This is a genomic window from Nitrospirota bacterium (genome assembly GCA_040757595.1).
Classification (GTDB): Bacteria; Nitrospirota; Nitrospiria; order Nitrospirales; family Nitrospiraceae; genus JBFLWP01.
This window is the reverse complement of record JBFLWP010000017.1, coordinates 28,496-48,014: the sequence shown is the minus strand read 5'-3', so window position 1 is coordinate 48,014 and position 19,519 is coordinate 28,496. Positions and strand designations below refer to the sequence as shown.

Below are 19,519 nucleotides of genomic sequence, written 5' to 3'. Positions count from 1 at the left end.
CGGCCGACTTCGGATAGACTGTGTCCCCCGTTTTGCCGTTCCTATCTTTCGGAGGCAGCCCGGTGAACTCTGCGCCCCGCATCCTTCTCATTGACGATTCCCCCCAGCTGCGGGAGCTCGCAATCGAGCTGCTCGAGAAGGAGTTTCCCGACTTCCAGATCGACGCGATCGCGGGGCCCGACGAATTGGCCCAGGCCCTTGAGGCCGGCGGCTTCTGTCTGGTGGTCACCGATTACTACCTGGGCTGGACCGACGGCCTGGCGGTGTTGCGCGACGTCAAGGCCGGCCATCCCGACTGTCCGGTGATCATGTTCACGGGGACGGGCAGCGAAGAGATCGCCGTAGAGGCGATGAAGGCGGGACTGGACGACTACGTGCTGAAGTCCCCCAAGCACGTGGGCCGGCTTGCGGCCTCGGTGCGCCACGCGCTGGAGCAGGTGGAGCAGCGGCGGCAGCTCCGGGAAGTGGAGGCCCGGAACCGGTCGCTGGTCCAGGATGTCCTCGATACCTCCCCGATCGGCATCATCATTCTGGACGCCCAGTTGACCGTCGTCTGGCTCAACGCGGCTCTGGAGCGGTTTTTCGGGCTGCGCCGCGACGAGGCGATCGGAACGGACAAGCGGCAGCTCATCCGGCAACGGATCAAGCAGGTGATGGAGCATCCGGATCAGTTTGCTCAGACCGTCCTCGAAACCTACGAACGCGGCAACCATGTTGCGAGTTTTGAATGCCACGTCCTTGCGGGGGAGGGCCGGGACGAGCGGTGGCTGGAGCACCGGAGCTTGCCGATCCGCACGGGACCCTATGCCGGCGGCCGGATCGAGCACTACTACGACATCACCGAACGCAAGCAGATGGAGGTGCAAGCGAGCCGGTTCGAACGGATGGCCGCCCTCGGCCAGCTCCTCGGCGGGATCGCGCACGAATTGAAGAACCCGCTCTTCGTCCTGACGGGGTACGTCCAACTGGTCCAGGAGAAGCTGGCGAACCGGGAGTATGAAGCGGTTTCGTCCGATCTGCTGAAAGTGGCGGAGGCCGCCGGGCGCTTGGGCCGGATCACGGACCGTTTTCAGGAGCTGGCGAGGCCTTACCAGCCCAAGCAGGAGTGGTGCAACATGGGCCTCCTGCTCGACCGGGCGCTGGAGCATCTGGCCAACGAGCTGATGAAAAACAACGTCCGTGTGATGCGCCAGCCCCTGCCGGACTTGCCGGCGGTCTGGGGTGATCCGCGGTTGTTGCAGGAGGTGTTTCTGAACCTGATGCTGAACGCGATGCAGGCCATGAACGCGGCGCACGGGAAGGGGACGCTGACGGTGTCGGCGACGCTCGTCGCCGACGCGGAGACGCGGAGACGCGGGGACGCGGCGCCACCCCCACCCTCCCCTCCCCCCTCGGAGGGGGAGGGCAAGGAAGGGGGGGACTGGATCGAAGTGAGAATCCAGGACGACGGGCCGGGCATTCCGCCCGAGCACCGCGCCAAGCTCTTCGAGCCTTTCTTCTCCACCAAGCCGGTCGAGCAGGGGACCGGATTGGGCCTGTGGACCGTCCGGTCCATCGTCATGGCCATGAAAGGCACCGTCACCTTCGAGACCGAGATCGGTCGCGGCACGACCTTCATCGTCCGGCTGCCCGTTGCCGGAGAACCGACGCGGGGACACGGCGACACGGCGATGCGGTGAGGTTCTTCTTCGCTTCTTCGCCCCTTCGCCGCATCGCTTTTCATCGCCCCGTCCCCTTTTCATCCACTCTCCGCGTCCCCGCGTTACCTCCTCTCCCCATCCACGGATCGTCCCTGAGACAGAGGGGAGTGAAGGGACAGTCACCCTCCCCAGGCTGTAGCCAAAGGCAACAGGGGCGGCGAGGTCTCTCCGCTCGACGCAGCGTCGTCGGCCGCTAATCTCACGCATCTCGTCGAAAATCCTGGCGTTTTTGCCATGCTCTCGGTCGTGCCTCTAAGGGCACTTCTCTTGCTCCGCCCTTTGTGTGCTCAGCGGGAAGGGACGGATCAGGGCTCCGCCCAGTCGGGCTGCTCGTGTTTTGGAGGTGAGGAGGAAAGCCGTGGCCGGGTGGCTCATCTTGTTGGTCGGGCTTGTGATCGTGGGCATAATCGCTCGCGCGATCTGGAACCGCGTGCATCCGCCGATCGGGCCCATGGCGGCCCCCAGCGCCGAACCGTTTCGCCTGCGCTACGCCCGGCAGGCCGCCAGGGAGCAACGGCTTGTGTGGATCAGATACCGGCTGCCGGGCGGGCCTGCTGCCGAAGGACTCATCGAGATCTACCACACCACCTGGACCGGGCAGATCATCGGCTGGTGCCGTCTCCGGCGTCGCCGGTGCGCCATCTCGAAGAATCAGATTCTCGCCTGGAAGCTCCTGGACGAGCGATTCGAGCCGGTTCACAACATGGAGGCGTGGGCGGTGCGGGAAAGATGGTCGGTGCAACTGCGGCACCTGTGGGAGGCGCTCCAACGACGATGACAGTGACCTTCCCTTTGCGACGTCAGGGAGGAGTCCATGACGGATAGGATCCACGCCCTGCTCCACGTCCTGGAGGAGCATCTGGACAGGAGCTATTGCGGTCCGTGTCTCGCCAAGGCGGCCGGCGTCGTGACCATCACCGGGTTCGAAGAGGTGGAGCAGTTCATGCAGGAGGCGCGGGCCGGCCTGTGGGGCGGGCTCAAGGTCGAAAAGGCCGGGCGCTGCTCGGTGTGCCGACAGGCCCAGCCGACCATCGCCAAGCCGCGCGCCAGCGTCGCGAGCGCCCAATGAACGACCGGCCAGATCCGACCGCCGCAAGCCCCGACGTGATGCCCACGCTCGCCAATCTGAAGCCGGGCGCGCACCTCTGCTCGCTCTATGAGACGGAGGAGGAGCACCGAACCCTGCTCACCCCGTTCCTCCGCCAGGGGCTCGAACGGGGCGAGAAGGTCCTCTACATCGTGGACGCCCGAACCGCCGATGCGATCCTGGCCTATCTGCGGAACGACGGGCTGGAGGTGGAGCCGTTCCTTTCACGGGGCCAACTGCAGATTCTGACAGTGCAGGAGGCCTACCTGCGCGAGGGCGCCTTTGACCCGGACCGGATGATCGCGCTGTTGCGCGCAGCGACCGAGCAAGCGGTCATCAAGGAGGGCTACCCGGCGCTCCGCGTGACCGGCGAGATGACCTGGGCCCTGCGGGGCCTCCCCGGCTCCGAACGCCTGATCGAGTACGAGGCCAAGCTGAACCGGTTCTTTCCCGGCAGCCGCTGCCTCGCCCTCTGCCAGTACGACCGCCGGCGATTCACCCCCGAGGTCCAGCTCGACATCCTGGCGACCCATCCGATCGTGGCGGTGGGCACCGAGTTGCACGACAACCCCTACTACCTGCCGCCCGACGTCTTTCTCGCCAAGGACCGGTCCGCGGCCAGACTGGACCAGTGGCTGAACACCCTGACCGAGCGGAAGCGGGCCGAGGAGCAGATTCGACTCGTGACCCGCGCGCTGGAATCGGCCGCCAACGGGGTCGTGATCACGGATGCGGACGGGACGATCCTCTGGGTCAATCCGGCCTTTTCGAAGACGACCGGCTACGCGGCCGCCGAGGCGATCGGCCGGAACCCGCGCCTGCTCAAGTCGGGCAAGCAGGATCAGCACTTTTATCAACGGCTCTGGGCGACGATCAAGGCGGGGTCTATCTGGCGCGGGGAGTTGGTCAATCGGAGGAAAGACGGGTCGTTTTACACGGAGGACATGACGATCACGCCCGTGCGCAGCCACAACAGCGAAATCACCAACTTCATCGCGATCAAGCAGGACATCACCGAACGCAAGCAGATGGAGCGGCACGCCCAGCGGATCGAGCAACTGGCCGCGATGGGCCAACTGCTGGGCGGAGTCGTGCACGAGCTCAAGAACCCGCTGTTCGTCGTGACCGGCCGCGTCCAGCTCCTGAAGGAGAAGGTAGCCAACCGGGAATATGACCAGCTCGAGCCCGATCTGCACAAGATCGTGGAGGCGGCCCAGCGCATGGGCGGCATCGCCCAGCGGTTTCTGACCATGGCCCGGCCGATTCAACCGTCGCTGCAGGTGTGCTCGATCGTGATGGTCCTGAACGGGGTGCTGGACTTCCTGTCCAACGAATTGATGAAGCATCGCATCGTCGTGAAGACGGAGTTCGCGGCGGACCTGCCCGCGTGCGTCTCCGATCCGGCCCAACTCCACCAGGCCTTTCTGAACCTGGTCTTGAACGCCATGCAGGCCATGAGCGCGGCGCACGGGCGGGGAAGGCTGACGGTGGCGGCGACGTTGGTCGCCGACGCAGTGAGCACCGCGTCTCCCCGTCCCCGCGTCGCCGCGTCGGATCAAGAAGGACACGGCGAAGGGGGGACACGGGGAAGGGGTGACGGGGCGAATTGGATCGAAGTGAGAATCCAAGACGACGGGCCGGGGATCGCGCCCGAGCATCGGGACCTGCTGTTCGAGCCGTTCTTCACGACGAAGCCGCCCGGGGAGGGGACCGGGCTGGGACTCTGGACGGTGCAGATGATCGTCCAGTCGCTGAAGGGGATGGTCAGCTACGAGACGGAAGTCGGGGAGGGCACGACGTTCATCGTCCGGCTGCCGCTGACCGCTGAAGCGGGACGCGGTGATGCGGCGAAGGGGTGACGGGGCGAGAGGACGACGCGGAGACCCGGAGACGGGGAGACACGGTGAGGGGGAAGCGCAGAGAAAAACGAGTTGGGCGGGAAAAGGAAGAACCCATGAGCCTCCATGATAACCCTGGAAGAGTGACCAAGCCGGGGCGGTCGTGGCAGGTGCAGCCCTATGGCGACATCACCGCGCTCAACTCTTCGCGTCTGGTGCTCGATGCGGTCGGCAGGGAACTGCTGACCGAGCTCGTGGCCGAGTACCTCACCCTGCTCGAAACGTCGGCCGCCGTGTATGAACGGAACGGCAACTACGCGCTGGGCATCTTCTCCTCCGGCTGGTGCCGTATGCTCGATGCCGGATCCCGCGAGCGGTGCGGCACGCCGGACAACCGTGAAGCGCTGTCGTGTGGCAAGTGGCACTGTCACGAATCCTGTTGGGCCGTCTCCAAGGCGTCCATAGAGCGGAATGAGCCGGCGGATTTTCCCTGCCTGGGAGGCATTCGCATCTACGCGGTCCCGATCAGGGCCGGGGGCGAGGTCGTCGGGTCCATCAATTTCGGCTACGGGACTCCGCCGCAGGACCCTGACAAACTGCGCGAGGTCGCGGCGCGCTACGACCTGCCGGTGGAGACGCTCCGGCGGCAAGCGGAGGAATACGAGCCGCGGCCGGAGTCCCTCATCGCCCTCGCCAAGAGCCGGCTGGCCACGGCCGCCAAGCTGATCGGCGCCCTGATCGAGCGCAAGCAGGCGGAGGAGGAAGTCCGTCAGCTCACAGCCGGGCTGGAGCAGCGCGTCGTCGAGCGCACGGCGCAGCTTCAGGCAGCCGTCCAAAGCCTTGAAAGGGAGGTCGCCGAGCGCAAACGGGCGGAGAATGAACTCCGCCAAGCCAAAGAACGGTTCCAAGCCTTGGTCGAGACGACCAGCGACTGGATTTGGGAAGTTGATCGAAACGGCGTTTACACCTATGCGAGTCCTCGGGTCAAGGACCTCTTGGGATACGAGCCGAAGGACTTGATCGGCAAGACGCCCTTTACGTTGATGCCTTCGGGTGAAGCCGAACGAATGGCCGCACAATTCCGTGCGATCGTGGAGGCTCAGACATCCTTTGCCGGTCTGGAGAACACGAACCTCCACAAGGACGGCCATCGCGTCGTGCTCGAAACCAGCGGCGTGCCGGTCTTCGACGACAAAGGACAACTGCTAGGTTATCGTGGAGTGGATCGCGACATCACCGAGCGCAAGCGGACGGAGGAGGCGCTCAAAGCAAGCGAGGAGCGTTTCAAAGCCTTCATGGGCTACAGCCCGGCGGTGGCGTTCCTGAAGGATGCACAGGGACGTCACGTTTACGTCAACAGGGCGATGGAGCGGATCTTTTCGTTACAGGAGGCCGATTGGAAGGGAAAGACGAACGATGACTTGTGGCCGGCCGACGTCGCCCGGCAGTTGAACGAGCACGATCGGGCCGTCCTTGCTGAGGGTAAAGTCATTGAGGCGATCGAAACGGTGCCCGCGTCCGATGGCCGTTCTCTCGACTGGCTCGTCCTCAAGTTCCCGGTCAGCGACGCGGCGGGCCAGCGGTTTGTCGGAGGCATGGGCGTTGACATCACGGAGCGGACACGCACGGAAGCCGAATTGCAGCAATCCCGTGAGATGCTCCGCCTCATCATAGACAACATTCCCGAACATGTCTTCTGGAAGGATCGCGATTTGCGCTACCTCGGTTGCAACAAGTTGTTTGCCCGGGCGGCGGGCGTCGGCGAGCCGGAGGCCATCGTCGGGAAAGACGATTTCGAGCTGGCCTGGAAGGAGACGGCGGAGTTGTATCGGGCGGACGACCGGTCCGTCATGGAGACCGGGACCTCCAAGCTGAACTATGAAGAACCCCAGACGAGACCGGACGGGAGCATCCTCTGGTTGAGAACCAGCAAGGTCCCCCTGATTGATCGAGCCGGGCAGGTCTTCGGGGTGCTCGGGATCTATGCAGACATTACCGAGCGCAAGGCGATGGAACAGCAGGCCCGCCGGCTGGAACATCTGGCGGCAATGGGGCAACTTCTGGGCGGGATCGCGCACGAGCTGAGAAATCCCCTCTTCATCCTGACCGGCCACCTGCAATTGTGCCGGGAAAAGCTGCTCCGGCAGGAATATGCCACGCTGCCCGCCGACCTTGGGACGATCGAGTCGGCTGCCGCTCGTCTGGCCCGCATCACGGACCGGTTCCTGTCGCTGGCCAGGCCCTATCAGCCTCGGTCCGAACGTTGTTTCGTGCAAACGGTCCTGAATGACACCTTGGAGTTTCTCGCCAACGAGCTGATGCTGAACCAAATCGTCGTGCAGACCGCTCTCCCATCCGATCTCCCGGCGATCTGGGCGGACCCGAGGCAGCTCCACGAGGTGTTCCTGAACCTCATGATGAACGCGATGCAAGCCATGAGCGAGGCGCACGGGAAGGGGACGCTGACGGTGGCGGCGACGCTCGTTGCTGACGCGGAGACGCGGGGACACGGAGACGCGGCGATCGCCCCTTCCCCCCTTCACCCCGTCTCCCCTTCGGCCGCCGAAGGCGGCTGGATCGAGGTCCGAATCCAGGACGACGGGCCGGGCATTCCGCCCGAGTATCGCGCCAAGCTCTTCGAGCCGTTCTTCTCCACCAAGCCGGTCGAGCAAGGAACCGGCTTGGGCCTGTGGACCGTGCGCATGGTCGTGATGCAATTGCGGGGGACCGTCACCTGCGAGAGCGAGGTCGGGAAGGGCGCCACGTTCATCGTGCGGCTGCCGGTGGCGGTTGAAGAGGGACGCGGTGACGCGGCGAAGGAGTGACGCGGCGAAACGGTCGAGTTACCAGAGCGTGCGCACTGGATATTGCGTGATGAGCGGGTCCGGGGTGAGCAGGACGCAATCGTGCTCGATGGCCTGGCAAATCAACATGCGATCAAAGGGGTCGCGGTGAAGTGAAGGGAGTTTGTGGAGATGGAGGACCGCCCGCTCTTCAAGTGGCAGCGCGGCTATACCGTGCTGCTCGCGTTGAACCGGAAGAAACCGCTCTGGGACGTCGGGGAGGGGCAGCCTGCCGAGCGAGTGCTTGACCGACAGTTCCCAGACCGATACGAACTCAGAAAGACCTCATTGGCCGGGTCCACGAAAACGGATGCGGCCCGGTCCGACAGATCGTCCGCGCCAATGACGACCCAGAGAAACGTGCAGGTGTCGAGCAGGAGCCTCACGGCGCCTGTCCTTCAAAGGCGCGCGTCAGACCCTCCGGCAAGGGCTCCCAAAAGGACTGGGGAACGGTCAGACGGCCTTTAGCCAACCCGAGGGGACGCTTGCGCGCAACCGGGGCCGGCAAGGCGATGATCTCGGCAATGGGTTGATTGCGACGGCAGAGCACGATCCGCTCTCCTTTCTTGAGCTTGGCCAAGTAGCGGGAGAGATGCGTCTTCGCCTCATGTATATTGAGCTTAATCATGGTTCATTTCTAAACTAAGTTTTCAGTTCAGTCAAGGACTCGCCAGCGGCCTCTCGTTTTTTGACGGAGATCAGCCTTTCGCAAGCCGTCAGGAGCGCAATAAAGCGGTTGCAAGAACAAGCCAAAAAGCCTACAGTTATCCCGTTCATCTACTTACCTTCTGGCTGTAAGCTGTTAGCTCATAGCTGTTGGCTTCTTTGGGGAGCGTGCATGGCGACCATCCTGATTGCGAATGCGGACTACAAGTTCAGCGAGATCCTGAAAGGCGTCCTGGCGTCCTACCGGCACGAGGTCTTTTCGGCGCGGACCGGAGAAGAGGCGCTCCAGCTCTTCGACGCACGACAGCCGGCTGTGGTGTTGCTGGATCTGGGTCTGTTGGGGATGTCCGGCCTCGAGGTCCTGGCGAAGATCCGGGCTCGGGCCCCTCGTCTGCCCGTCGTCGTCGTGACCGGCGACGTGCCGGTCCACGTGGAGGACCGGGCGCGGGAGATGGGCGTGACCGATGTCCTCCGGAAGCGCCTCAAGATGGACGTCATCATGCAGGCGGTGAACCGCGCCCTGCAGGAAGCCAGCCGGACGAACCATGCGGCTCCGGCCCCTCCCGCACCCGCGCCGGGCAAGCAGAAGGAAAAGGCGGCGACGATCCTCATCGTGGACGACGAGGTCGAGATCGGTGAGCTGGTCGGGGAATTCCTGAAGCGGCGCGGCTACCTGGTCAAGACCGCGACGAGCGGGGAGCAGGCCCTGACGATGATCAAGCAGGAGCCTCCCGATCTGGTCTTGCTGGACATTTACATGCCGGGGATCAACGGCGTGGAGGTTCTCCGGCGGCTGCAGGCTATGAACTCACCGGCCGGCGTCATCATGCTGACGGCCAGCCAGGAGGAGCCCCTGCTGAAAACCGCCATGGACCTGGGCGCCTTCGACGTGCTCTCCAAGCCGGTGGACCTGAGTCAAGTCGAGCTGGCGGTCATGGTCAAGCTCGCGATGCAGGAGTGAGCTCGGAGCGACCAGACGCGGAGGATGAGAGGGACGAACGGGCGACGCGGAGAAGGGGGGACGCGGTGATCGGAGTTTCGCCCCGTCGCCCCTTCACCGTGTCGTTTCACACCAGCTGACGGCTACGCTGCAGGGATCAAGCCCCGCTCCCGCAGGACGGAGAGGATCAGGTCGGCTGCCTTCTCGGGCGTCGTCTGTAAGCTGTCAATGCGGACTTCCGGCGCCAGCGGCGGCTCGTAGGCCTCCTGCAGCCCCGGGACCGTGCGCGAGTCGCCCGCCTGTCCCTTCCGGTAGGTCCCCTTCCGGTCCCGCGCCATGCAGACCTCCAGCGGACATTCGACCGCCACTTCGAGAAACCCGGGGATCAAGCTCCGGGCGAAGTCCCGGTAGGCTCGGCGGTTGGCCGTGGCGTCGAAGATGACCGTCACCCTGTTTGCGACCAGCCGGCTGCCCATGACGGCCAGCGCCCGGTAGAAGAGATCGCGCTCTTCACGCGAGTACGTTGCCGAGGGCGTCAGCACCCGGCGCAGCTCGTCGGACTCCAGGACCTCCACGTGTCGGCCCAGCGCCTCCAACCGCGGCTTCAGCGCCGCCGCGATCGCGCTCTTCCCGGAAGCGGGCAGCCCGGTCAACCAGATCGCGAAAGCCGAAGGGTGACGGGTGATGGGTGATGCGTGATCAGTGTTCAGAGCCTCCATTGTCCGTTTCCCCATCACTCATCACCGATCACCCATCACTCGCAATACCGGTTCACTTCTTCCGGCTCGAACCGCTCCGCGTCCAGCACGTTCCGGACGAAGTTGAAGATGGCCCGGCGGACGGCGAGCGACAGGTCCGGATACCAGAGCGGGCTCGCGATGACGAGCCCGCGGAACGCGAAGAACGGCGCTGCCGTCTCCAACACCCCACGGTCGCCGCTCTCGTCCATGTAGCGGTCCCAGAACGTCCGGAACAGCGTTTCGAAGGGGCCCTGCAGCCTGCCCCAGCGGCGCAGGGAGAAGAACAGGTAATTGATGGACATCGAGGTCACGTCGTCGGCCGGCTCGCCCCATTCGCCGCGGGACCGGTCCAGCACGCGGAAGTCCGTTCCGCAACGATCGCGGAACAGGACGTTCCACGGGTGGAAGTCGCCGTGAACCTGAGACAGCCGCTCCGTCCTGGCGCGCAGGCGCCACCGCCAGCGGTTGCAGGCCTCCTCGATCTCGCGCAGGAGATCCGGCGTGATGAAGCCGAAGCGCGGGGGATAGCTGTCGGTCAGGCCCATGATACATTCCCCGTGGCCGATCAGCTCGCGCAGCCGCCGCCGGTACAGGTCCGGGTGCCGCTTCTTCACCCGGTGAATCTGGACGAGGTAACGGGCGAGGGCGGCGGTCCGCGCCCGGTCCAGCTGCGTGAGGCGGCCGGTTCCAGCCATCCGCTCCAGGTCCTTGTGGTAGCCGGCGCCGTCGGCCCACTCGGTCAGGACGAAGAACTCGCGGGCCGGGGCGACCGAGAAGAGCGAGCCGTCGCGCGCAAACGCCCCCACGTCCAGCGCGGGCACGTGGCGCGGCAGGCGCCCGTACGAGTCGTAGTCCCACAGGATCGCCTGGGCCCGGTCGGCCGGATGCTCGTGGCCGAACGGCCCGGGGCTCATCGTCTCCAGCACGGCCCGATGGACCTTCCGCCCGAGTCGGAACGTCAGGCGAATCGGGGCTCCGTAGCCGAAGCCTTTCAGCGCCGTCCCGGAGGTCTCCTTTCCGATCGGGCCGAAGGTCAGCAGCTCCGCCTTCTGGCCGAACTGGCTCCGCAGATACGCTTCGACCTTCTGTCGCTTCAGGGTCAGCATCGTCGAGCTCCAAGCGCTCAGCCAGCAGTTTTCAGTGCTCAATTGGGACGAGCAAGAGCTGTTCCAGCAATAATCACCGGATTGCTTGAAAAACTGCTGCCTATGGCCGCATTCGCCCAGGTGGGGGTGAGGAATAATGCGACAGCCCGGGGAATGGCCCCAAGCGACGCTTGACCGGCATTGGCCGTTCAATTATGCAGGAATGACTTACTCTCCCAATCGTCCATCAGGCAATAGGTTTGTGGCATATCCCTTGCGTAGCTCCAGAGTATCGGCTAGATGTCCCGACAGCGCTTTTTCTCAATGGCACAACGCCGATGAATGATACTTTTAGGAGGAACCATGGAGCTGCGTGTTGACAGTCGCAATGTGGCGATGGCGCCCCGGTGGAAAACCGAGATCGAGCGGCGCATGGCCGATCTGCAGGAGGGCCACGACGACTTGATCCACGGGCGGGTGACGCTGACCAAGAACCGCCATCACAAGAAGGCCCAGCTCGTCGCCGAGGCGGTGGTCGTGGTGACGCTGCCGGGCCGGCACACGATCACGGCCCGGAAGGAGGACAAGACCTTCGAGGAAGCCATTCGGGCCGCCTTCGCCTCCGTGGAAATCGAGCTGCGGAAATACCGGGAGAAGCGGGCCTCCAAGGAGGTGCGGGTGCCGCCGGTTCCGCTGCGCGGCGTCGTGTGCAAGCTGTTTCCCCGCGAAGGCTACGGCTTCATCCTTCAGGAGGGCGGGGGCGAGGTCTACTTTCACCGGAACGCGGTTCACGGCCTGGTCTTCGAGGAGCTCGAGGATGGGACGGAAGTGGCGTTCAACGTGGAAGCGGGCGAGAAGGGCCCGCAGGCCACGACCGTCAATCCGCCGCCGGTGATCGGGTGAGCTCGATGGACGAAAAGCTCAAGCTGCCCGCCGCCGCCCTGGCCCCGACCGTCCAGGCCGAGCGGCTGGGATTCAAGGACACGGGCGAGCTGCCCCCGCTGGAAGAACCGATCGGCCAGGAGCGGGCCGTCCAGGCGCTGGAGTTCGGGCTGCGCATGCCGAGCCCCGGCTTCAACCTGTACGTCTCCGGCCCGGTGGGGTCGGGCAAGTGGACCCTCGCCAAGGACATGGTCAAGCGCGTCGCCCGCACGGGAGCCGCGCCACGGGATTGGTGTTACGTCAACAATTTCCAGGATCCGTCCCGCCCGCGCAGCCTGTCCTTCCCCGCCGCGCAGGGGTGCGCCTTCAAAAAGGCGCTCGCGGCGCTGATCGAGGGGCTCCGCCACGACATCCCCAAGCTCTTCGAGAGCACGACCTACCTGGAGGCCAAGGCCAAGATCATCGAAGACACCGATTCCCGCAAGAAGGCCCTGTTCAAGGAGCTGTCCGACCTGGGGCGGGCCAGGGGGTTCGGGTTTGAAGAGACCCCGATGGGCTTCGGGCTCGTGCCCCTGCGCGCGGGGCGCCCCGTCACGGACGAAGAGGCGACGACCCTTTCGGAGGCGGAACGGCGCGAGATCGAGCAGCGCCGCAAGGCGATGGAGAGCGAGATCCGGGAATTCCGCGTGCGCATCCACACCCTGGACCATGAGGCGGAGGAGCGGCTGCGCGAGATGGATCGCCAGGTGGTCAGGAACGCCCTGATCGGCCCGTTCGAGACGTTGCGCCGCGCCTACGAAGGGCTGCCCGCGGTCCTGGAGCATCTCGATCGGATGCATGACGACATCGTGCAAAACTACAAGGATTTCCTCCCGCAGGAGGGGCCGATCCTGCCGATTCCCGGCCTGTCCCATGCCGGCCGCCAGCAGGATCTCGTGCGGTACCAGGTGAACCTGATCGTCGAGCACGAGCCGGGCGAAGGGGCGCCGGTCGTGGACGAATCGCACCCCACCTACGCGAACCTGATCGGGAAGATCGAGCGCAAGTCCCATTTGGGCGTGGTCTATACGGACTTCACCGAGATCAAGGCCGGAGCGATCCTGCAGGCCAACGGCGGCTACCTGATTTTGAGCGCCCTGGACCTCCTGCGGCAGCCCTTCGCCTGGGAGGCGCTCAAGCGGGTGATCAAGACGCGGGAGGTCAAGATCGAGGACCCAGGCGAGTTCTTCGGCTTCTCGACGATCGGCCTCCGGCCCGAGCCGGTGCCGGTGGACCTGAAGGTCATCATGGTCGGCCCGCCGATCCTCTACCACCTGCTCCAGGCCTACGAGGAGGACTTCCAGAAGATTTTCAAGGTGAAGGCGGACTTCGATCTGGACGTCGTGCGGGACGAGGAGCAGGACCGCCTCTACGGCCGGTTCGTCGCCAAGCTCTGCCGCGAGGAAGGGCTGCCCCACTTCGAGGCCGGGGCCGTCGCCGAGTTGATCCGTCAGGGGCTGCGGCTGGCCGAGCGGCACGACCGTCTGTCTCTGCGCCTGAGCCTGCTGGCCGACGTGATCCGCGAGGCGGCCTTCTGGGCGCGCCAGGCAGGCCGGTCGCTCGTGTCGCGGGCCGACGTGGAAACCGCCGCGGCCAAGCGGCGGCACCGGGCGAACCTGCCGGAGCAGTGGGTCCAGGAGGAGATCAAGGAGGGCACGTTGCTCGTGGACGTGGCCGGGGCGGTCGTCGGACAGGTGAACGGGCTCTCGGTGCACCTGCTCGGGGACTACGCCTTCGGCCGCCCTACCCGCATCACCGCCCGGACCTTCGTCGGCACCAAAGGCGTGATCGACATCCAGCGCGAGGCGAAGCTGGCCGGTCACGTGCACAGCAAGGGGGTCATGACCCTGGCCGGGTACCTGGCCGGCAAGTTCGCCGGCGCGCACCCCTTCGCGCTCAACGCGACGCTGACCTTCGAGCAGACCTATTCCGAGGTGGAGGGGGACAGCGCGGCCGTGGCGGAACTGGCCGCGGTTCTGTCCAGCCTGGCCGGGGTGCCCGTCCGGCAGAACCTGGCCATCACCGGCTCGGTCAACCAGCTCGGAGAGGTGCAGCCGATCGGCGGAGTGAACGAGAAGATCGAAGGCTTCTTCGAGTCCTGCCTGAGGCGGGGGCTGACGGGCGAGCAGGGGGTGATCATCCCCGCGCGCAACACCAAGCACCTGGCCCTGCGGCGGGAAGTCGTGGAGGCCGTGGAGGCCGGCCGCTTCAGCGTGTACGCCGTCTCCTCGGTCGAGGAGGCGCTGGAACTGCTGACCGGCCTGCCGGCCGGCGAGCGCGGGTCCGACGGCCGGTATCCGGACGGCACGCTCTACGGCAAGGTCGCCGGGCGTCTCGCCGAGATGGCCGAGATTGTCACGGCCTCGGGGGAAGGAAGGCACGAGGATCGTGAGACGTGAGGCGTGAGACGTGAGACGAAACCTCTCACGTCTCACCTCCTACGTTTCACGGCTTTCGAGGTGAAGCGATGCCGATGTACGACTACAAGTGCCTGGACTGCGGGAAGGAGTCCCTCCTGGCTCTGTCGCTCAAAGAGCACGAGAGCGGGGCCGCGACCTGTCCCGCCTGCGGCAGCAAGCGGATGGAGCAACTGATCACCAGCTTCATTGCCAGGACGTCGAAAAAGAGCTAAAAGCTAAGGGCGGACAGCCCTCAGCCATCGGAGGTGCCTGTGGCGCTCACCCTCATCTCCGTCCCGGTCCGGAAACCCGATTCCGTCAGCATCATCCTCGGTCAGGCCCACTTCATCAAAACGGTGGAGGACCTCCACGAAGCCCTGGCCGGCTCCGTGCCGGGGATCACCTTCGGCCTGGCCTTCTGTGAATCCTCGGGCCCCTGTCTCGTGCGGTGGAGCGGGACCGATCACGAGTTGATCGAGCTGGCGCGGAGCAATCTCCAGGCGGTCGGCGCCGGCCATAGCTTCCTGGTCTGCCTGCGAAACTGTTTTCCGATCAACGTCCTGCCGGCGATCCGGCAGGTCCCCGAAGTCTGCACGATCTATTGCGCCACGGCCAACCAAGTCGAGGTGATCGTCGCGGAGACGGGGCAGGGACGGGGCATCCTGGGCGTGGTGGACGGGAGCCCGCCCAAGGGCGTCGAGCAGGAGGCGGACATCCGGGATCGCAAAGCGCAGGTGCGGATGTTCGGATACAAACTCTAAAGGATAAACGCTGAACGCGGAGCGCTGGACGCGGAGCGGCAGATTCCTCAGATCAACGTTCAGCATTCAGCGTTCATCGTTGAACGAAAGGGGGACGCCATGGCTGGCACCGTTCACGCCGCGCAATATTTCAAGATGAAGGTTCCCGACAAGCCCGGCGTCTGCGCGCGCACGCTCCAGGCGCTGCGCGACGAGGGGGTCAATCTCCTGGCCTTTTCCGGCTTCCCCAAGGGCCGTGGGGCCCAGCTCGACTTCGTCGTGACCGATGCGGCCTCCTTCAAGGCCGCGGCCAAGCGCGCCAAGGTCAAGGTGAAGGGCCCCAAGACCTGCTTCGTCGCCCAGGGCGACGACCGGCCCGGGGCCGTCGCCGACGTGATCGGGCGGCTGGCCGACGCCAAGATCAACATCACCGCGCTGGACGCCGTGTGCGGCGGGGAGGGCCGCTTCGGGGCCCTGTTCTGGGTCAGGCCCGGCGACGTGAAGAAGGCCTCCAAGATACTGGGCGCCGTCTGAGTTGATAGTTGTGAGTCATGAGTTTTGAATTGGCGGACTCAAAGCTCACGCTCTCAACTCAAAACTGAAAACTCACAACTCACGATCTGTGTCCTCTCCCGGCGTGTTATTGACGGATCTCTACCAGCTCACCATGCTCCAGGCCTACGTGGAGCAGGGAATGGAGGAGACCGCCGTCTTCGAGTTCTTCTCGCGCCGGCTGCCCGCCGCGCGCGGGTTCCTCCTGGCGGCCGGGCTCGAGCAGCTCGTGGACTATCTGGAAAACCTGCGGTTCACGCCGGCGGAATTGGACTGGGTCCGCGTCAGCGGCCGGTTCAGCCGCTCCTTTGTTGACTATCTGGAGCGGCTGCGCTTCACCGGCGACCTGCACGCGATGCCGGAGGGCACGGTCTGCTTTCCCCACGAGCCGCTCGTCCGGGTGACGGCGCCGCTCCCGCAGGCGCAACTGGTGGAGACCCGGCTGATCAACCTGCTCCACCTCCAGACCGTGATCGCCTCCAAGGCGGCCCGCTCGGTCCTGGCCGCCGGCGGCAAGCCGCTGGTGGACTTCGGGCTGCGACGGGCCCACGGGGCCGAGGCCGGCGTCTTCGCGGCCCGCGCGAGCTACCTGGCCGGCTTCGCCGGCACCGCCACCGTGGAGGCCGGGGTCCGCTTCGGGATCCCCCTGTACGGCACCATGGCCCACTCCTTCGTGCAGGCCCACAGGGACGAGACGGAGGCCTTCGAGCACTTCGCCCAGGCGCAGCCGGACAACCTCGTGCTCCTGCTGGACACCTACGACACGGAGGCGGCGGCCCGGAAGGTGGTGGCGCTGGCGCCGTCTCTGGCCCGGCAGGGCATCACGATCAAGGGCGTGCGGCTGGACAGCGGAGACCTGGCCGACCATGCCCGGAAAGTCCGGCGCATCCTGGACGAAGGCGGGCTGCCCCAGGTGCAGATCATCGCGAGCGGCAACCTGGAGGAGTCCGCCCTGCAGCGGTTCCTGACCGCCGGCGCCCCGATCGACAGCTTCGCGGTCGGCACGATCATGACCACCTCGGCCGACGCCCCTTATCTGGACTGCGCCTACAAGCTGATGGAGTACGCCGGACGGCCGTGCCGCAAACGGTCCGAGGGCAAGGCGACCTGGCCAGGCCGGAAGCAGGTCTACCGGCGGTACGGCGCCGACGGGCGCATCGCCGCCGATCTGGTGACGCTGGCGGACGATCCCCAGGAGGGGGAGCCGCTGCTGCGGCCTGTCATGTCCGGAGGAAAGCGGCTCGCCCGGACCAGCCCGCTCTCCGAGCTGCGCGCGCGGGCAGCGGCGCAGTTGACGCGCCTGCCGGAGCCGGTGCGGCGGCTGGAGGAGGGGGAAACGGTGCCGGTCCGGATTTCGTCGGCGCTCCAGGACCTGGTCAAGGCGGTGGACGATCGGACATAGGCACGAGGCTTGTGGCGCGAGGCTAGGGGAATCTGCCCCCTAGCCCCGAGCCTCTCGCCAGTTCATGGGAGGAGAACCATGGCGCTTCCGAAACATTTGGAGGAGGCCGTTGCCCGGCTGAAGGAGGCTTCGGCGCGCATTGATCGGGCGCGCGAGGAGCCGGTCACGCTCGACAGCTTGAAAGAGTGGCTCGCCGCGCTGACCGACTTCTCGGCGGCCTTGGCCGACGTCCAGGAATACAACAACGAGTCCGTTCACGAAAAGCTGCACGAGATCGCCGCGCGGCTCGGTCTCCGCCGGTTCCCTTCCGGCGGCGCCACGTGAATGAGGGATGAAGGACGCGGCCTGCGTCGCCTTTCTGCAGTGGGCGCTGCCGCGGCTGCATCTGCGCTGGCCCGGCTTTCGCAAGGTGCGCCGGCAGGTCTGCAAGCGCGTCGCCCGCCGTCTCGACGACCTCGGGCTCCCCGACGTGTCCGCCTATCCGTCCTATCTGGAGACCCATCCGGACGAATGGCCGGTTTTGGACGAACTGTGCTGGATCTCCATTTCCCGGTTTTATCGGGACAGGGGAGTCCATACATTTCTGGAGCGGGCGGTGCTCCCGGAGCTCGCGCAGCTCGCCGGCGCCAGCGGTGAACGGGCGCTGCGATGCTGGTCGGCCGGCTGCGCGTCCGGGGAAGAGCCCTATACGCTGGCCATCCTCTGGCGCCTAGCTCTGGCCCCGCGGTTCCCCGACGTGACCGTGCAGGTGCTGGCGACCGACGTTGATCAACGGGCCCTGGATCGGGCGGAGCGGGGCTGGTATCCGGCGAGCAGCCTCAAGGAGCTTCCGGCGTCATGGCTGGATCAGGCCTTCGTCCGCGTTGCCGGAGGATTCTCTCTGCGAGATGAGCTCCGCAAGGCGGTGACGTTCGTGCGGCAGGATCTCCGCAAGGAGGCGCCGGAAGGCCCGTTTCACCTGATCCTGTGCCGGAACCTTGCCTTCACCTATTTCGACCTGGAGGTACAGCGCGCGGTCCTGGACAGGATCCTGAGCCGGTTGGCTCCGGGCGGAGCCTTGGTGATCGGGAGCCTTGAATCCCTGCCGGAAGTCGGCGAAGCCCTGGAGCCGTGGTCCGCGCGCTGCGGCGTGTTCCGCAAATCCCGATGACCCGGTCCCGCGTGAGCGTGAGCCCTTCCCAGAATACCTGGCTCAGTCGCCGTGATTTTCTGAAGGCCGGCTCGGTCTTTCTCCTCGCGCTCGGCGCGAACCGGAGGGGCGCGGTTTCGCTTGGCCAAATTGCCCCGCCGGCGGGGAACGTGAGGACCGTCGGAGGGGACATCCCGCCCGCCGATCTTGGCGTGACCCTTCCGCACGAGCATCTTCTGATCCGGCGTCCGGAGTGGCCGCGGGACGCGATCCTCGACGATCCGAATCTGGCGGCGGAAGAGCTGGCGGTCTTCGGCCGCTCCGAGCTGCACGGCCCGGCTCAGCGGACCCTGGTGGAGCTGACCCCCCACGGGTTGCGTGCGCCGGCCCATGCCGACCGGCTCCGCGCCATCGCCCAGCGGACGGGTGTCCACATCGTGATGGGGACGGGCTTTCATAAGAAGCCGTGGCACCCTCCCGAACTGGCCGGATGGTCCCAACGGACGATCGAGGATCGGCTCGTCGGTGACGTGCTGGACGGGGTGGGTCCGGAGCGGATCGGAGCCGGCGTGATCGGCGAGATCGGGATCAGCGACTCGCCCCCGGCGATCTCCGCCATGGATCGGGACGAGCGGAAGGTGCTCAAAGCCGGCGCGGGGGCGCAGCGGCGAACCGGGGCCCCCCTCTCCCTGCACTTCGACAACGACTGGCGCAGGCCCTGTTGGAACGGGCCGTTGCGGATCGCCGTGCTGGAGTACCTCCGGAGCGAAGAGGGGATCGACCTCTCCCGCGTGGTCGTCTGCCACTGCTCGCCGATCCCGGCCGATCTCAAGCTGCACCGGCGGATGATCGAGATGGGCGCGTACGTGGCCTTTGACGCCTGGGGTTCGGACGTCGGGTGCCCCGGCATTCCGGAGGACGACTACCGGCTGTACGCCTCGGCCGTCAAAACGCTCGTGCGGGACGAAGCGTATCTGGTGAAGGTGCTGCTCTCCCAGGATGTCTGCGTGCCTCGCCAGCTCATGGCCTATGGCGGGTGCGGCTACGCCCACCTCATCCGAGACGTGCTGCCGCGATTCCTGGCGTCCGGCGTGACGGAGCGGCAGATCCAACAGATGACGGTGGGCAATCCGATGGCGATGCTTCCGCTCCGCGGCGCCGCATGACGTCGCGCCGATCCTGAGGGCTGCAGGCGGGCTCATTGGAAACGCGACGATGGGCGATGATCCGGGAATTCCGGTCCGGGTGGAATGCGCGGCCGGCCCCAGCGGCGAGGAACGGCCGCGGGCGTTCCTTCTGGGGGACAGGAGGGTCACCGTCGTGGAGCCCCTGGATTGGTGGCCGGGGTCGGACCATCGGTATTTCAAGGTGCAGGGGGACGACGGCGGGCTCTACATCCTCCGGCACGACCTGCCGCGCGACCAGTGGGAAGTCACGTTGTTCGAGCAACGGCCGGGGCGGGAGTCGTCGTGAAACG

At 65.9% G+C, this 19,519-nt stretch carries 20 protein-coding genes; 16 read left to right on the top strand and 4 right to left on the bottom strand.

What is annotated here, in order from left to right:
- Positions 1-62: 62 nt before the first annotated feature.
- The 5 genes from AB1411_14210 (at position 63) to AB1411_14190 (ending at position 7,450) form a co-directional block, all read left to right on the top strand.
- Positions 63-1,679 (top strand): ATP-binding protein, encoded by a 1,617-nt coding sequence (locus AB1411_14210; GenBank protein MEW6544748.1) that lies wholly within the window; start codon positions 63-65, stop codon positions 1,677-1,679.
- 379 nt (positions 1,680-2,058) lie between these two features.
- Entirely contained in the window at positions 2,059-2,478 is a 420-nt protein-coding gene (locus AB1411_14205) for a hypothetical protein (GenBank protein MEW6544747.1), read from the top strand.
- A gap of 36 nt (positions 2,479-2,514) precedes the next feature.
- Complete coding sequence (locus AB1411_14200) at positions 2,515-2,769, top strand: hypothetical protein (protein ID MEW6544746.1); 255 nt, start codon at positions 2,515-2,517, stop codon at positions 2,767-2,769.
- Positions 2,766-4,646, top strand: a complete 1,881-nt coding sequence (locus AB1411_14195) for an MEDS domain-containing protein (GenBank protein ID MEW6544745.1) — start codon at positions 2,766-2,768, stop codon at positions 4,644-4,646. The genes AB1411_14200 and AB1411_14195 overlap by 4 nt, the downstream gene beginning before the upstream one ends.
- Before the next feature lie 95 nt (positions 4,647-4,741).
- Positions 4,742-7,450, top strand: coding sequence for a PAS domain S-box protein (locus AB1411_14190; GenBank protein ID MEW6544744.1), 2,709 nt, complete (start codon positions 4,742-4,744; stop codon positions 7,448-7,450).
- A gap of 18 nt (positions 7,451-7,468) precedes the next feature.
- Here AB1411_14190 and AB1411_14185 read toward each other — a convergent pair whose 3' ends face one another.
- Positions 7,469-7,630 carry a hypothetical protein gene (locus AB1411_14185; GenBank protein ID MEW6544743.1) on the bottom strand — a complete coding sequence of 54 codons (162 nt, stop codon included), beginning with the start codon at positions 7,628-7,630 and terminating at the stop codon, positions 7,469-7,471.
- A 220-nt stretch (positions 7,631-7,850) separates the two neighbouring features.
- A complete protein-coding gene (locus tag AB1411_14180; GenBank protein MEW6544742.1) occupies positions 7,851-8,096 on the bottom strand; it encodes a type II toxin-antitoxin system Phd/YefM family antitoxin in 246 nt (81 codons plus the stop codon).
- Between the two features lie 210 nt (positions 8,097-8,306).
- On the opposite strand from AB1411_14180, the gene AB1411_14175 reads away from it, so the two are divergent.
- Positions 8,307-9,095 (top strand): response regulator, encoded by a 789-nt coding sequence (locus AB1411_14175; protein MEW6544741.1) that lies wholly within the window; start codon positions 8,307-8,309, stop codon positions 9,093-9,095.
- A 122-nt stretch (positions 9,096-9,217) separates the two neighbouring features.
- Here AB1411_14175 and AB1411_14170 read toward each other — a convergent pair whose 3' ends face one another.
- Positions 9,218-9,793: an adenylyl-sulfate kinase gene (locus AB1411_14170; GenBank protein ID MEW6544740.1), complete on the bottom strand. Its 576-nt coding sequence runs from the start codon at positions 9,791-9,793 to the stop codon at positions 9,218-9,220.
- A 35-nt stretch (positions 9,794-9,828) separates the two neighbouring features.
- Complete coding sequence (locus tag AB1411_14165; protein ID MEW6544739.1) at positions 9,829-10,920, bottom strand: phosphotransferase; 1,092 nt, start codon at positions 10,918-10,920, stop codon at positions 9,829-9,831.
- Positions 10,921-11,262: 342 nt separating this feature from the next.
- On the opposite strand from AB1411_14165, the gene AB1411_14160 reads away from it, so the two are divergent.
- The 10 genes from AB1411_14160 to AB1411_14115 all read left to right on the top strand — a co-directional run bounded on the left by AB1411_14160 (position 11,263) and on the right by AB1411_14115 (position 19,515).
- Positions 11,263-11,802 (top strand): HPF/RaiA family ribosome-associated protein, encoded by a 540-nt coding sequence (locus tag AB1411_14160; protein MEW6544738.1) that lies wholly within the window; start codon positions 11,263-11,265, stop codon positions 11,800-11,802.
- 5 nt (positions 11,803-11,807) lie between these two features.
- On the top strand, positions 11,808-14,219 hold the full coding sequence (locus tag AB1411_14155) for an ATP-binding protein (protein MEW6544737.1): 2,412 nt from the start codon (positions 11,808-11,810) through the stop codon (positions 14,217-14,219).
- A 68-nt stretch (positions 14,220-14,287) separates the two neighbouring features.
- The gene (locus AB1411_14150; protein ID MEW6544736.1) at positions 14,288-14,452 is read left to right on the top strand and encodes an FmdB family zinc ribbon protein; all 165 of its coding nucleotides are present in this window, start codon (positions 14,288-14,290) and stop codon (positions 14,450-14,452) included.
- Between the two features lie 39 nt (positions 14,453-14,491).
- Positions 14,492-14,980, top strand: a complete 489-nt coding sequence (locus tag AB1411_14145; GenBank protein MEW6544735.1) for an adenosine-specific kinase — start codon at positions 14,492-14,494, stop codon at positions 14,978-14,980.
- Between the two features lie 99 nt (positions 14,981-15,079).
- Positions 15,080-15,493 carry an ACT domain-containing protein gene (locus AB1411_14140; GenBank protein MEW6544734.1) on the top strand — a complete coding sequence of 138 codons (414 nt, stop codon included), beginning with the start codon at positions 15,080-15,082 and terminating at the stop codon, positions 15,491-15,493.
- Between the two features lie 103 nt (positions 15,494-15,596).
- Positions 15,597-16,913 (top strand): nicotinate phosphoribosyltransferase, encoded by a 1,317-nt coding sequence (locus tag AB1411_14135; protein MEW6544733.1) that lies wholly within the window; start codon positions 15,597-15,599, stop codon positions 16,911-16,913.
- Positions 16,914-16,991: 78 nt separating this feature from the next.
- A complete protein-coding gene (locus AB1411_14130) occupies positions 16,992-17,237 on the top strand; it encodes a hypothetical protein (protein MEW6544732.1) in 246 nt (81 codons plus the stop codon).
- A 7-nt stretch (positions 17,238-17,244) separates the two neighbouring features.
- A complete protein-coding gene (locus AB1411_14125) occupies positions 17,245-18,063 on the top strand; it encodes a protein-glutamate O-methyltransferase CheR (GenBank protein ID MEW6544731.1) in 819 nt (272 codons plus the stop codon).
- Between the two features lie 149 nt (positions 18,064-18,212).
- The gene (locus AB1411_14120) at positions 18,213-19,208 is read left to right on the top strand and encodes a hypothetical protein (GenBank protein MEW6544730.1); all 996 of its coding nucleotides are present in this window, start codon (positions 18,213-18,215) and stop codon (positions 19,206-19,208) included.
- A gap of 49 nt (positions 19,209-19,257) precedes the next feature.
- Complete coding sequence (locus AB1411_14115; GenBank protein ID MEW6544729.1) at positions 19,258-19,515, top strand: hypothetical protein; 258 nt, start codon at positions 19,258-19,260, stop codon at positions 19,513-19,515.
- The last annotated feature ends 4 nt before the right edge of the window (positions 19,516-19,519 follow it).

What these genes read in the sequence shown, in the direction of transcription:
- AB1411_14200 (MEW6544746.1), top strand. Translation starts at nt 2,515, where the DNA reads ATGACGGATAGGATCCACGCCCTGCTCCACGTCCTGGAGGAGCATCTG.
- AB1411_14195 (MEW6544745.1), top strand. Translation starts at nt 2,766, where the DNA reads ATGAACGACCGGCCAGATCCGACCGCCGCAAGCCCCGACGTGATGCCC.
- AB1411_14190 (MEW6544744.1), top strand. Translation starts at nt 4,742, where the DNA reads ATGAGCCTCCATGATAACCCTGGAAGAGTGACCAAGCCGGGGCGGTCG.
- AB1411_14180 (MEW6544742.1), bottom strand. Translation starts at nt 8,096, where the DNA reads ATGATTAAGCTCAATATACATGAGGCGAAGACGCATCTCTCCCGCTAC.
- AB1411_14175 (MEW6544741.1), top strand. Translation starts at nt 8,307, where the DNA reads ATGGCGACCATCCTGATTGCGAATGCGGACTACAAGTTCAGCGAGATC.
- AB1411_14170 (MEW6544740.1), bottom strand. Translation starts at nt 9,793, where the DNA reads ATGGAGGCTCTGAACACTGATCACGCATCACCCATCACCCGTCACCCT.
- AB1411_14165 (MEW6544739.1), bottom strand. Translation starts at nt 10,920, where the DNA reads ATGCTGACCCTGAAGCGACAGAAGGTCGAAGCGTATCTGCGGAGCCAG.
- AB1411_14160 (MEW6544738.1), top strand. Translation starts at nt 11,263, where the DNA reads ATGGAGCTGCGTGTTGACAGTCGCAATGTGGCGATGGCGCCCCGGTGG.
- AB1411_14155 (MEW6544737.1), top strand. Translation starts at nt 11,808, where the DNA reads ATGGACGAAAAGCTCAAGCTGCCCGCCGCCGCCCTGGCCCCGACCGTC.
- AB1411_14150 (MEW6544736.1), top strand. Translation starts at nt 14,288, where the DNA reads ATGCCGATGTACGACTACAAGTGCCTGGACTGCGGGAAGGAGTCCCTC.
- AB1411_14140 (MEW6544734.1), top strand. Translation starts at nt 15,080, where the DNA reads ATGGCTGGCACCGTTCACGCCGCGCAATATTTCAAGATGAAGGTTCCC.
- AB1411_14130 (MEW6544732.1), top strand. Translation starts at nt 16,992, where the DNA reads ATGGCGCTTCCGAAACATTTGGAGGAGGCCGTTGCCCGGCTGAAGGAG.
- AB1411_14125 (MEW6544731.1), top strand. Translation starts at nt 17,245, where the DNA reads ATGAAGGACGCGGCCTGCGTCGCCTTTCTGCAGTGGGCGCTGCCGCGG.
- AB1411_14115 (MEW6544729.1), top strand. Translation starts at nt 19,258, where the DNA reads ATGGGCGATGATCCGGGAATTCCGGTCCGGGTGGAATGCGCGGCCGGC.